At 74.8% G+C, this 12179-nt stretch carries 10 protein-coding genes; 7 read left to right on the forward strand and 3 right to left on the reverse strand.

Annotated features, from left to right (window positions below; all coding sequences use genetic code 11):
• Nucleotides 1-2316 (reverse strand): M20/M25/M40 family metallo-hydrolase, encoded by a 2316-nt coding sequence (locus WCD41_RS20605; protein ID WP_337715833.1) that lies wholly within the window; start codon nt 2314-2316, stop codon nt 1-3.
• A gap of 86 nt (nt 2317-2402) precedes the next feature.
• On the opposite strand from WCD41_RS20605, the gene WCD41_RS20610 reads away from it, so the two are divergent.
• From WCD41_RS20610 to WCD41_RS20620, 3 genes are all read left to right on the forward strand, one after another.
• The gene (locus tag WCD41_RS20610) at nt 2403-3227 is read left to right on the forward strand and encodes a mycofactocin-coupled SDR family oxidoreductase (protein ID WP_337715835.1); all 825 of its coding nucleotides are present in this window, start codon (nt 2403-2405) and stop codon (nt 3225-3227) included.
• Nucleotides 3224-4153 carry an AAA family ATPase gene (locus tag WCD41_RS20615; RefSeq protein WP_337715837.1) on the forward strand — a complete coding sequence of 310 codons (930 nt, stop codon included), beginning with the start codon at nt 3224-3226 and terminating at the stop codon, nt 4151-4153. The genes WCD41_RS20610 and WCD41_RS20615 overlap by 4 nt, the downstream gene beginning before the upstream one ends.
• A gap of 168 nt (nt 4154-4321) precedes the next feature.
• A complete protein-coding gene (locus WCD41_RS20620) occupies nt 4322-5125 on the forward strand; it encodes a vWA domain-containing protein (RefSeq protein ID WP_337715839.1) in 804 nt (267 codons plus the stop codon).
• Here WCD41_RS20620 and WCD41_RS20625 read toward each other — a convergent pair.
• Together WCD41_RS20625 and WCD41_RS20630 are read right to left on the reverse strand one after the other, a co-directional pair.
• Nucleotides 5105-6265 carry a DUF998 domain-containing protein gene (locus WCD41_RS20625; protein ID WP_337716101.1) on the reverse strand — a complete coding sequence of 387 codons (1161 nt, stop codon included), beginning with the start codon at nt 6263-6265 and terminating at the stop codon, nt 5105-5107. The genes WCD41_RS20620 and WCD41_RS20625 overlap by 21 nt on opposite strands.
• Before the next feature lie 119 nt (nt 6266-6384).
• On the reverse strand, nt 6385-7347 hold the full coding sequence (locus WCD41_RS20630; protein ID WP_337715841.1) for an AraC family transcriptional regulator: 963 nt from the start codon (nt 7345-7347) through the stop codon (nt 6385-6387).
• Between the two features lie 170 nt (nt 7348-7517).
• Between WCD41_RS20630 and WCD41_RS20635 the strand changes: the two genes are divergently transcribed.
• The 4 genes from WCD41_RS20635 to WCD41_RS20650 are packed head-to-tail and all read left to right on the forward strand — an operon-like array spanning nt 7518 to nt 12169.
• A complete protein-coding gene (locus WCD41_RS20635) occupies nt 7518-9263 on the forward strand; it encodes a PEP-utilizing enzyme (protein WP_337715843.1) in 1746 nt (581 codons plus the stop codon).
• The gene (locus tag WCD41_RS20640; RefSeq protein ID WP_337715845.1) at nt 9260-10069 is read left to right on the forward strand and encodes an inositol monophosphatase family protein; all 810 of its coding nucleotides are present in this window, start codon (nt 9260-9262) and stop codon (nt 10067-10069) included. The genes WCD41_RS20635 and WCD41_RS20640 overlap by 4 nt, the downstream gene beginning before the upstream one ends.
• Complete coding sequence (locus WCD41_RS20645; protein ID WP_337715847.1) at nt 10069-11112, forward strand: cobalamin-independent methionine synthase II family protein; 1044 nt, start codon at nt 10069-10071, stop codon at nt 11110-11112. Before WCD41_RS20640 ends, WCD41_RS20645 begins: the two co-directional genes overlap by 1 nt.
• Nucleotides 11105-12169 (forward strand): cobalamin-independent methionine synthase II family protein, encoded by a 1065-nt coding sequence (locus WCD41_RS20650; protein ID WP_337715849.1) that lies wholly within the window; start codon nt 11105-11107, stop codon nt 12167-12169. Before WCD41_RS20645 ends, WCD41_RS20650 begins: the two co-directional genes overlap by 8 nt.
• Nucleotides 12170-12179: the final 10 nt, after the last annotated feature.

The raw sequence follows: 12179 nt of genomic DNA on the forward strand, positions 1-12179 counted from the left end.
TCAGGGCACCTCGACCCGCCGGGTGACGATCACGCGGTCGCTCTCGTTGCCGCGGGCCTGGCGCAGCTCGGGCGGGCGGGGGCTGAAGTCGGGGACGCCGGCGAGCCCGAGGGTCTGGTCGTCGACCACCAGGCTCACCGGGCCGGCGAACCTCAGGTCGACCACCGCGCCCTCGCGCGGGACGTCGTCGAGCTGCAGCCGCAGCGGACCGCCCTCCAGCGGCACCGACACCGGCGGCCGTCCGGGGAACGCGACCGTCACCGCCGAGGCCGGGCTCTCCGAGCGCAGCGCGATCGTCGGCGCCCCGCGGGGCGAGGACACCTGCAGGCGCACGCCGTCCGGGGTCCGGGTCGCGACGACGGCGGGCCCCGGCGCTCCGAGCGACGGCGCCGGCCCGCTGCCCACGGGCTCGTCGAACGCCGGCAGCGCGGTCGGCGGGTCCGGCGCGTAGCTGCGCGTCCAGCCGGCCGGGGCGGTGTCGCTGGTGACCCACCGGGCGACGCCCGTGTCGGCGTCGAGGGCGTAGGACAGGCTCGTGCCCTGCGGCGTGCGGGCGTCGGGGCGGTCGAGGAACAGGCCCCCGGCCGCGAGGATCACCACCCACACCAGCGCCATGATCGGCAGCGCGTACCCCCGCACCTGTCCTGGGCGCGGCAGGGAGGACAGCCCCGCCGCGATCGGCACGCCGACCAGCACGAACAGCGCCACCGGCAGCCCGTCGGACACCCCCGCGACGCCGTAGGACGCGACCGCGAACGGGATCAGCAGGGCCACCGCGGGGACGGCGCCGAGCACGAGGAACGGCACCGCGAGCCACGGCCGCTCCCCGGCCAGCGCCACGACGACCAGGCCGACGGCCAGCCCCGCCACCGGCCACGCCAGCAGGAACACCGAGCCCGGCGCGACGACCGCCAGCCCGATCGCCAGCAGCGCGAGCACCAGCAGCGACCCGGCCGCGAACGCCATCCCGCCGGGCCGGCGTCGCAGCAGGCTGACCATCAGCGTCGTCACGACGACGGCGACGAGCCCGGCGGCGATCTCGTACATCAGCGGGCGCCCGACGAACGGGCCGGTGTCGGCGTACGACGGGCGGATCGCGACGAGCGCCTGCCAGAACCCGATCCCCGCGGCGAGGCCGAGCGCCAGCGAGAGCAGGAAGGCGACGAAGCCGCCCACCACGCCGCCGGTCGTCGCCTGCCGCCGGACCCGCGCGACCACCACGAGCACGATCGCCAGCAGCAGCGCGAGCCCCGCGACCGGCCAGGCCCACCAGCTGTCGTAGGTGACGGTGTACCCGAGGACGGTGAAGTAGGTCGAGTCGCCGGTCGGGGGCAGCCCGCTCGCCACGGGGTCCAACGGCGCCAGATCAGCAGCACCCAGGGTCCGCGCCAGCGCGAGGGCGTTCCCGCCGTGGTTCTGCAGCGACGCCCGGCTGAGGTTCGGGGGCACGTCGCCGGGGGTGTGGTACTGCTCGGCGCCGCTGATGAACGCCGCGTTCATGCCCGGCCGGCCCGCGTCGAGCACGGGCGTGAGGTCGGTGTCGTTGGGCAGGAACCGGTAGATCTCGACCTGCGAGGAGTCCCCGCGCGGGGCCGGCACCGAGCGCGCCCAGGCGTCGACGAGACCGGCGTTGCCCGGCGAGGTCTGGAACAGCAGCGACGGGCCCGACACGCCCCGGGCCTCCCAGTTCAGGACGACCGTCGGGACGTCGGGGCGCAGCTGCTCGCGCACCCACGCACGCGCCCCCAGCAGGCCGGCCTCCTCGCCGTCGGTCAGCACGACCGTGACGTCGTTGCGCAGCGGCGGCCCGGCGCGGAGGGCCCGGACGGTCTCGAGGATCGTCGCGACGCCGGACATGTCGTCGGCGGCACCCGGGCCGGCGGTCACCGAGTCGTAGTGCGCCATGAGCACGACGGCGCCGGTCGGGTCGGTGCCGGGCAGGGTCGCGACGACGTTCTCGACGCGCGCCGCCCGCGCCTGCCCCTCCTCGGCGGCGATCGACGCCGTCGCGTCCACCCGCGGCGCCAGGCCCTCGGCCGCGAGCCGCCCGACCAGCGCGTCGCGGGCCGCGTCGGAGGCCGGCGACCCGACGGGTCGGGGCTGGGTCGCGAGGGCGTCGACCACGCCGACGGCCCGCTCCGCGCTGAACTCCGCCGGCGGCGCCGAGGCGGGCACGGGGTCGGGCGGGCGCTCCAGGAGCACGGCGTAGACGCCGACCACCGCGAGCAGCACCACCGCCACCAGGCGCCCGATCACGGCGAGCACGGTGCCGTACGCGCCCCGCGACCGCCAGCCGTCCGCGAGACCGAGCAACAAGATCGGCCGTCCGGCCGTGGCGTGATCGACGTGGTGTGGGTCACGGTAGGGGGGACGACGTTGTCGAAGCTAAAGGAGCCGCGGGCATGGGACAGCTCGACGGGAAGGTCGCCTTCATCACCGGAGCCGCGCGGGGCCAGGGCCGCAGCCACGCGCTGCGCCTGGCCCAGGAGGGCGCCGACATCATCGGCGTCGACCTCTGCGAGCAGGTCGGCACGGTGCAGTACACGATGTCCACGCCCGAGGACCTCGCCGAGACCGCCAAGCTGGTCGAGGACCTCGACCGCCGGATCGTGACCCGCCAGGCCGACGTCCGCGACCTCGGCGCCCTGCAGGCGGCGTTCGACGCGGGGATCGCGGAGCTCGGGCGCGTCGACATCGTCCTGGCCAACGCCGGCATCGCCAACCAGGTCGGCGGCGAGCCCGACGACGAGGAGCGCGGCTGGCAGGACGTCATCGACATCAACCTCACCGGCGTCTACCACACGGTGAAGGCGGCGGCGCCGCGCATGATCGAACAGGGCGACGGCGGGGCGATCGTGCTCACCAGCTCCACCCAGGGCCTGTCCGGGCGCGGCGGCGACGGCGGTGGCGCGATGAGCGGCTACGCCGCCGCGAAGCACGGTGTCGTCGGGCTGATGCGGACGTTCGCGCACTGGCTCGCGCCGCACAGCATCCGCGTCAACACCGTGCACCCGACCGGCGTGAACACGCCGATGGTCGTGAACCCGCAGCTCGAGCGGTGGATGAACGAGAACCCGGAGAAGGGCGACGCGCTGGCGAACCTCCTGCCCGTCGAGATGGTGGAGGCCGTCGACATCTCCAACGCGATCCTCTACCTCGTCAGCGACGCGGGCCGCTACGTCAGCGGCGTGACGCTGCCGGTGGACGCGGGGTTCAGCGTCAAGTGAGCGACGATCTCGCCGACGTGCGGGAGAAGGTCGCGGCGCGGGTGGTCGGCCGGGAGCGCGAGCTCGACCTGCTCCTGGCCGCCGTCGCCGCCGGGCGTGACGTCCTGCTCGAGGGCCCGCCCGGGACGTCGAAGTCGACGATCCTCGCCGCGATCACCGCGGAGTGGGGCGTGCCGATGGTCTTCGTCGAGGGCAACGCCGACCTGACGCCGACGCGGCTCGTGGGCCACCACAGCCCGGCGCGGGTGCTGCGCGACGACTACTCGGCCGAGACCTTCGTCCCCGGGCCGCTGCTCGAGGCGATGCGCTCGGGCGGCTTCCTCTACGTCGAGGAGTTCAACCGGGCGCCCGAGGACACGCTGAACACCCTGCTCACGGCGATGGCGGAGCGGCGGATCGCCGTGCCACGGGTGGGCAGCGTGGAGGCGGCGCCGTCGTTCCGGGTGGTCGCGACGATGAACCCCTACGACACGATCGGCACGACGCGGCTCTCGACGTCGGTGAGCGACCGGCTCTGCCGCCTCGCCGTCGGCTACCAGGACGCCGAGGCCGAGCGGGCCATCGTCGCGGTGCGCACCGACCTCGAGTCGCCGCGGCTGGTCGCCGACGCCGTCGCCCTCACCCGCGCCACCCGCGGGCACGAGGCGATCCGGCAGGGCAGCAGCGTGCGCGGGGCGATCGACCTCGCGCTGGTGGTGGACCGGCTGGCGGCGTTGCGGGGCGTGACGGTGCCGGACGACGGGCCGATCGCCCCGCCGCGCGACCTGCCCGCCGCCTACACCGATCTCGTCCTCGACGGGATGCTGCTCGCGCTCTCGGGCCGCATCCACCTCGACGACGTCGTGGAGGCGACGCCCGAGACCGTCCTCCGGACGCTGTGGGAGTCGTACTTCGTGCTCGACCCGGCACGCGCCGAGCCGGGTTGAAAGCAGGTGTCGGCGGACGGGCCGCTGTCGCGGCGTTCCCGGACGCGGCCGCTGCGCCGCAGACCGAAGCAGCTCTCCGAGGAGCCGTCGCTCTACGAACGCGGCGGGGACGGTGGTGGGCTCGTGCTCTCGGGGGGCACGCGTCGCCGCCGGCGCGGGGACCGGTCGGTGGGAGGCCCGACGGCGCCGGGAGCGTCGGACGAGCCGGCCGAGGTGGTGGCGCTGGAGGACCTGGGCGCGTCCACGACCGACGACGTCGCCCGCGCCCGGTCCCGGCGCATCGCCCGGCGTCTGAGCCTGCGGCCGCCGACCGCGGAGGACCGGCACACCGGCGTCGCGGGCGAGCTCGTCAGCGCCCGCTGGCACGGCGCGGGCGACGACCTGGATCTCGACGCCACGCTCGAGGTGCTCGCCGCCCATCCCCTGCCCGAGGACGAGGATCTGGTCGTCCGCGAGCGGCAGCGGACCGCGCGGACGGTGGTGCTCGTCGTCGACCTCTCGGGCTCGATGACGGGCGAGCGCGCGCTGACCGCGGCCGCGACCGTCGGCGCCCTGGCCGGGGAGCTGGGCCGCGACCGGCTCGCCGTGGTCGCGTTCTGGTCGGACGCGGCGGTGCTGGTCCGGCCCGGCGAGCGGGTGGCGCCGCTCGCGCTGCTGGACCTGCTGCTGCGCGTCCCGACCCGCGGGCTGACCAACGTGACGTTCGCGCTGACGACGGCCGCCCAGCTGGTCGCGGACGCCGGGTCGGGGGACGCGCGGGTGCTGCTGCTCTCCGACGCCGTGCACAACGCCGGCCCCGACCCGCGCGGGATCGCCGCCCGGCTGCCCCGCCTCGACGTGCTGCTCGACGTGTCGGGCGAGCGCGACGTCGAGCTGGGCCGTGACCTCGCCCGCGCCGGGCGGGGGCGCTGCCGCCTCGTCCACGACCACCGGGACGTCGCGCCGGCGCTGTCAGCGATCTTCGCGCGCTGAGATCGTCACGGCGACCACGACCGGCCACACCGCCTGGACGAGGATCACGATCCGCTGCGAGAGGCCGTACCAGGTGCCGTCGGTCACGAGCTGGACCGTGAACCACGCGACCAGCACGGCGAGCACGACGACCACCGCGACCGACCCGACGCGCAGCCGTCGGTCGACCGTCGGGGACGCCGCGAGGCCCAGCGGCCAGAGCGTGAAGGCCGCCCAGGCGAGGCCGGCGGACACCATGTGCACCGTCGAGTAGCCGCCGACCGGCTGCGGGTTGAGACCCGCGACGGCGAGGAGGACGCCCCCGGCGGCGAGGGTCCGCCAGGCGGCCGCGGGGACACGGGCGCGCAGGCCGAACGCGACGAGCACCGACAGCCCGCCCATCACCGCGAGCGACACCGACATGATCCAGCGGCTCGACGCGGCCAGCCCGGAGAGCGCGCTGAGGGACTGGTTCCACGGGTCCGGCAGCGGCTGCGCCGCCTGCGCGGCGAGGAGGCCGGCGACGAACACCGCCGGCGCGAGCACGGCGAGCGCCGGGGTCGACCACCGCATCGATCGCACGCCCCACCCCACCACCACGATCGGCCACACCGTCTCGCCCAGGATCAGGGCGCGCTCCGCGGCACCGAGCCACGTCCCGTCGGTCCAGGCCTGGGCGCACAGCCACGCGAGCAGGCCCAGCATCCCGGCCACGGCGACGACCGACCCCTGCCGCAGCCGGCGGTCGAGGCGCCGGTCCGCGACCAGCGGGATCGGCCAGAGCGCGAACGCGATGGCCGCGGTGACGGTGCCCGTCATGTGCACCGTCGAGCTGCCGTGCGCGGGCTGGGCGGCGAGGGCCGCGACGACGACCCCCGCTCCGCCGACGCCGAGCAGCGCCCGCCCGAGCGTCGGCACGCCGCGCAGGCCGGCCGCGACGAGCAGGTAGAGCACGCCGATCAGGGCGAGCGCGCTCGTCATGATCCAGCGGTCGGTGGCTCCGCGGCCCGCGAGTGTGCTGATCGTCTGACCGACCGGGTCGTACGCACCGTGCGGCTGCACGGCCTCGGCCACGAGCGCGCCGACGACCAGCAGGACCGGGGCGGCCAGGGCCAGGGCGAGCAGCGTCGGGCGACGCAGGCGGCCCAGGGCCTCGGGCATCAACGTCACGGTCGGTCTCCCCCCTTCGCGCGAGATCCTGTCAGGCCGGCTCGCGGAGCATCAGCCAGGTGCGCTTCGCGCATGTGAGCACTTTCGCGTGCTCCAGCACGCGAAAGTGCTCACATGCGCGGAGCGCACCTCAGCGTGGTGCTCGGCGCCTCCCCGAACCGCGCCCGGTACTCGGCCGCGAACCGCCCCGCGTGGGCGAAGCCGTGACGATGGGCCACGTCCGCGACGGTCGTCGGGCCGGCCGGGTCGAGGTCCACGAGCTCCCGGTGGACCGCGTCGAGGCGCCGGCGCCGCAGGTAGGTCACGGGCCCCACGCCGAACTCCGCGTGGAAGACCGTTCGCAGCGTCCGCTCGCTGACCCCGGTGAGCCGCGCCAGCTCGGGCGCGGTCGGCGGTCGCGCCGGGTCCTCGCCGGCGCGGTCGAGCACCCGGCGCACGACCGTCGACGACGCGGGCGGGGCCGGCGCGCGCAGGGCGTCGGTGAACGAGTGCGGGTGCCCGAGCAGCAGCGCCGTCGCGGCCGCGTTCTTCAGCGCCGCCCACACCCGCGGCGGCGGCCCCTGCGGACCGGCGGCCGCGCACGTGCTGCGCACCAGCTCCGCGGCCCCGCTGACCGTGCCGCCGACGCGGGGCATCTCGAGGTCGAAGGTCAGCGGCCCGTCCGGGGTCCGGCCCAGCAGGAGCGCGAGCTCGCGCTCGAGGTCGGCCCGGTCGATCTTGAGGACGAGCAGGTCGAGGCCCGCGTCCCACCGCATCGTCAGCGGCCCCGACGACGAGAACACCGCCCCGTAGGCGGTGTCGGCGCGCACCCGCATGCCCCGGTGCTCCGCCTGGAAGCCACCGCGGACCGGCAGGTGCACGGTGGCGAAGGCGTCGAGCGGGTGGGAACGGATCTCCACCGCCGCGCCGTAGGAGAACCGCAGCAGCCCGAGGCCCTCGCCCGCCACCCACCGGACGTCGGCCCCGAACGGGGCGCCGTCACGGCGCACGGCCATCCGGTGGCCGGTCATGAGCGCCTCGGTGCGCTCGTGGGCGTCGTCGGGGTCGGCCGTGCGGAAGCCGCCACGCAGCACGGACGCCACCTCCTCGGGACCCGATCGACGCTGGCCGGGCCCGTCGGAAGTGTCAAGGGCCACAGTCCTGATGCCGGAACCGGACGTCCTCGCCGGAAGCGGCTACCGGTCGGCGGCGACCCGCTCCTAGCGTCCGGCGGCACCGCAGCCCAGCACGAGGACGTGAGCCGGTGACGACACTCGAGGAATCGACGACGGTCATCCCGCTCGGCGAGTACGCCGACGGCGACTTCTACCCCGGCTACGAGCCACGGCTGGAGTCCCGGCCGTTCCTCGCCGAGCCGCTGGCGCCGTTCACCCGCGCCGACGAGGGCCGCTTCTGGATGCGCGACTCGCAGCACTTCGCCGAGGGCATCACCCCGGCGAGCATGGCGCTGCTCGAGGACGCCCAGACCTGGGGCACGCAGTACGGCGCCGAGATCGTCGGCATCCCGCCCACCGCCGGGATGGTCAACCGGATCGCCGGCGTCCACGTCTACCTCGGCCAGTGCCCGATCACCTCGCTGTGGCAGATGGGCGCCCGCGCCGAGCGCTTCGGCGCGTTCGCCGGACCCCGCCTGGCCGACTTCACCGGCTACTGGGCGGGCTACCGCGCCGAGCTCGAGGCCGCCTACACGCACTTCGACGGGCTGGATACCGCGGCGATGGGCCGGGCCGAGCTGCGCGCCGCGCTCGACGACGCGATCGCCTTCCACCGGCGCGGCTGGGGCGTGCACTTCGAGGTCATGTACCTGCTGGCGGCCAACTACGTCGCGCTGTTCCAGCTCACCACCGAGCTCGGCCTGGAGACCGGGCAGATCCCGAAGTGGCTGGCCGGCGAGGAGACCGCGTACCTGCAGACCGACGAGGGCCTGTGGCGCCTGGCCGGGCGCGCCCGCGAGCTCGGGGTGGCCGAGGCGCTGTCGGCACCGACCGTCGAGGAGGTCCGGGCGGCGCTGGACGGGACGCCCGGCGGGGCGCAGTGGTGGGGCGAGCTCGACGCGTTCCTCGCCGTGTGGGGCCAGCGCACCGACGAGACCGCGACGATGGACCGCCCGTCGTGGGCCGAGCACCCGGCGACGCCGCTGGGGACGATCCGCGAGTTCCTCACCCGCCCCGAGGGCCACGACTTCGCGGCCGCCCGCCGGGAGGTGCTCGCCGAGCGCGACCGCCTCGTCGACTCCGCGCGTGCCGCCCTGGCCGAGGAGGACCGCGCCCGCTTCGACGCGGCCCTGGCGTCCAACCGGTCGGCCAACTTCGTGTGGTGGAACGAGGAGCACAACTTCCTCATCGACCGCCGCATCCACCTGCCGATCCGGCGCCTCACGCTCGCGGCGGCCGACCGCCTCGTCGCCGACGGCGTGCTCGACGCCCGCGAGGACGTCTTCTTCCTGTTCCGCCACGAGCTGCTCGACCTGCTCGCGGGCGACGGGCCGGCGGAATGCCGGTCGCTGGTCACCGCGCGCCGCGACTACTACGACCACTGGTCGGCGCGGGGCGGCGAGCTGCCGCCCGTCGTCGGCACCGTGCCCGACGCCGTCAACGACCCGATCATGACCGAGCTCTTCGGCCTCACCCCGGACTACTTCGCGACGATCAAGGGCCGGCAGGCGACGGCGACGCTCTCGGGCTTCGCGGCCGCTCGCGGCACGGTGGTCGGCACCGCGCGGGTCGTCCGCGCGGCGCAGGACATCGACCAGGTCCGCGACGGTGACATCCTCGTCTGCGGCGGCACGACCACCGAGTGGACGCCGGTGTTCGGGCTGGTCAGCGGGTGCGTCACCGACACCGGCGGCACGCTGTCGCACACCGCGATCATCGCCCGCGAGTACGGCATCCCCTGCGTCGTCGGCACGGGCGTGGCGACGTCGACGATCACGACCGGCGACCGGGTGCGGATCGACGGCGACCGCGGCGTGGTGGAGGTGCTGGGGTGACGCCTGACCTCGCAGCACTGGCCGGCGTCGCCGAGCGCGCCGCCCGCGCCGGCGGGGCCGTCCTGCTCGACCACCAGGACAAGATCCTCGAGGTCACGCTCAAGGACGCCCGCGTCGACGTCAGCTCCTCGGCCGACCTCGCCGCGCAGGAGGCGGTCATCGCGGCCATCACGGCCGAGCGTCCCGACGACGTCGTGCTCGGCGAGGAGGACGCGCCCGACACGAGCCGGCCGGTCGAGGGCCTGTGCTGGTGGGTCGACCCGCTCGACGGCACGCGGGCGTTCATCGACGGCTTCCCGTGGTTCGCGACGGCGGTGTCGGTGACGCTCGACGGCGAGCCCGTGGTCGCCGCGGTCTTCGACCCGCTGCGCGACGAGCTCTACGCCGCCGTCCGCGGGGGCGGAGCGACGTGCAACGGGCGCCGGCTGCAGGTGTCGCCCGCGACGCGCGCGGCCGAGGTCGTGGTGGTCGTGCAGGCGCAGTCGTCCGACCCGGTCGTGATCGCCGAGTTCGCGCGGCTGATGCGGGCGATGCTCACGGTGTCCGGCGGCGTGCGGTTCCCGGGGGCGCCGGCGCTGGTCATGGCACACATCGCCGCTGGTCACCTCGGTGGCTACGTCGAGCGCGACATGCCGCCGTGGGACGTCGCGGGCGGGCGGCTGCTCGTCGAGGAGGCCGGCGGGCGCGTCACCGATTTCGAGGGTGCGGTCCGCGACGCCTCGACCCGCTACGACGTGGTCGCCAGCAACGGCGGCGCGCACGACGAGATCGTCGCCGCCACCGCCGTGCGCTTCGAGGAGGGCTGATGAGCGCCGACAGGGAGATCCACACCGAGATCGCCGTGACGACCACCGGCGGCTGGGCGCGCCCGGGCTGGTGGGACGTCGTCGAGCCGGCCGAGGCCGCCGGCCGGTTCGGGCCCGACGACGAGCGCGAGCTCTACGACGACTACTGCCGGCTGGCCATCGACGACCAGGAACGCTGCGGGCTCGACATCGTCACCGACGGCGAGCACCGCCGCCGCGGCTGGATCGAGAACATCACCGCCGCGCTGCCCGGTCTCGAACTGCAACCGGCGCCGCGCCGTCTCGGGGCGCTGGGCTACGACATGCTCGACGTCTGGAAGGTCACCCAGCCCCTCGACGAGCTCGCCTGGATGTGGGACTTCGTCGGCGAGTACCGCTTCCTGCGCGCCGCGACCGACCGCCGTCCGCGCGTCGGGATGCCCGGCCCGTACGGGATGACCACCGAGCTGGACTTCCGCGACGTCTACCCCTCGCGCAAGGCGTGCGCGGCGGCGCTCGTGCCGGCGCTGCGCGGGCACATCCGGGACCTGCTCGACGCCGGCTGCGACTACATCCAGCTCGAGGAGCCGATCACCCCGGCGGTCGCCGACGACGACCGCACGCCGGCCTCCATGGTCGAGATCATCAATCAGGTCGTCGACGGGTTCGACGGGTGCACCTTCACCGTGCACATCTGCTTCGGGTCGTTCCGCCGCCTGCCCTACGCGAAGCGGACCTACCGCTGGCTCTTCCCGACGCTGCTCGACGCGAACGTCCACGGCTTCAGCCTGGAGTTCGGCGGGCGGGAGATGGCCGAGATCGACCTCGTCGGGCAGTGGGACCCGGGCCGGATCCTCTCGGCGGGCCTCGTCGACATCAAGACGCACTACGCCGAGACCCCCGACGACCTGGTCGAACGCCTGCGGACGTGCCTGAAGTACCGGGCGCCCGAGGCGCTGGAGATCTCGACCGACTGCGGTCTGCGGCGCGTGCCGCGGAACCTGGCTCTCACGAAGATGACCAATGCCGCTGAGGCCGCACGGCGGGTGCGCCGGGATGGCTGACCTGACGATCCGCGCGGAGACGGTGGGGTCGTTCCTGCGGCCGCCGTACCTGGCCGACGCGATGGCCGCCGGGGTCTCCGACCTGCGGTCGTTGCAGGACCGCGCGGTGCTCGAGGTCCTCGAGCTGCAACGCTCCGTCGGCCTGCCCGTCGTCGGCGACGGCGAGATGCGCCGCCGTATCTGGCACGGCCCGGTCCTCGACGTCACCGACGGCTTCGACCCCGAGGGCTTCACGCGCACGTGGACGGCTCCTGACGGGCGCACCGCGTCGCACACCTCGCCCGTCGTCGCGTCCCGGCTGAGGGCCACCGGCAGCCTCGTCGACGTCGAGGCGGGGTTCGTCCTCGCCCACGCCGACCGCCCCGTCAAGGTCACCCTGCCCGTCCCGACGAACTTCCTGAGCTACTGGACGGCCGGCGTCTCCGATCAGGCGTACAGCGACCCGCAGGAGTTCCTCGACGACCTCGTCGCGATCATGAACCGGCAGGCGCGCGCCCTCGCCGATGCGGGCGTCCGATACCTCCAGCTCGACGCGCCGAAGTACACGTTCCTCGACAACCCGCGGTTGTTCCCCGACCCCGACCGCTGGCAGGAGCAGCTCGCGTCCCACGTCCGGACCGACCGGCGGGTGTTCGACGGGCTCGGGGACGACGTCGTCACCGGCATCCACATCTGCCGGGGCAACTACCGCAGCATGTACGAGAGCACGGTGCCCTACGACGCGATGGGCGAGGTGCTGTTCTCGGAGGCGCGCTACGACCGGCTGCTGCTGGAGTACGACGACGCCCGCGCCGGCGGGTTCGGCGCACTGCGCCACGTGCGGCCCGAGAGCACCGCCGTTCTCGGTCTCGTCACGACCAAGCATCCCGAGCTCGAGTCCGTCGACGACCTGCGGCGGCGGATCGACGAGGCGGCGTCCGTCCTGCCCCTGGAGCGCCTCGCCCTCAGCCCCCAGTGCGGGTTCGCCAGCACGTGGGAGGGCAACGAGCTCACCGCGGACGATCAGCGTCGCAAGCTGGAGACGGTCGTGCGGACCGCGGAGCTGGTGTGGTCGTAGCTGATCGTCT

This window comes from Actinomycetospora aeridis, assembly GCF_037400275.1.
Lineage (GTDB): Bacteria > Actinomycetota > Actinomycetes > Mycobacteriales > Pseudonocardiaceae > Actinomycetospora > Actinomycetospora aeridis.

Bases quoted from the DNA above. Each gene is read 5' to 3' on its own strand.
- WCD41_RS20610 (WP_337715835.1), top strand. From the start codon at position 2,403: ATGGGACAGCTCGACGGGAAGGTCGCCTTCATCACCGGAGCCGCGCGG.
- WCD41_RS20625 (WP_337716101.1), bottom strand. From the start codon at position 6,265: ATGCCCGAGGCCCTGGGCCGCCTGCGTCGCCCGACGCTGCTCGCCCTG.
- WCD41_RS20645 (WP_337715847.1), top strand. From the start codon at position 10,069: ATGAGCGCCGACAGGGAGATCCACACCGAGATCGCCGTGACGACCACC.
- WCD41_RS20650 (WP_337715849.1), top strand. From the start codon at position 11,105: ATGGCTGACCTGACGATCCGCGCGGAGACGGTGGGGTCGTTCCTGCGG.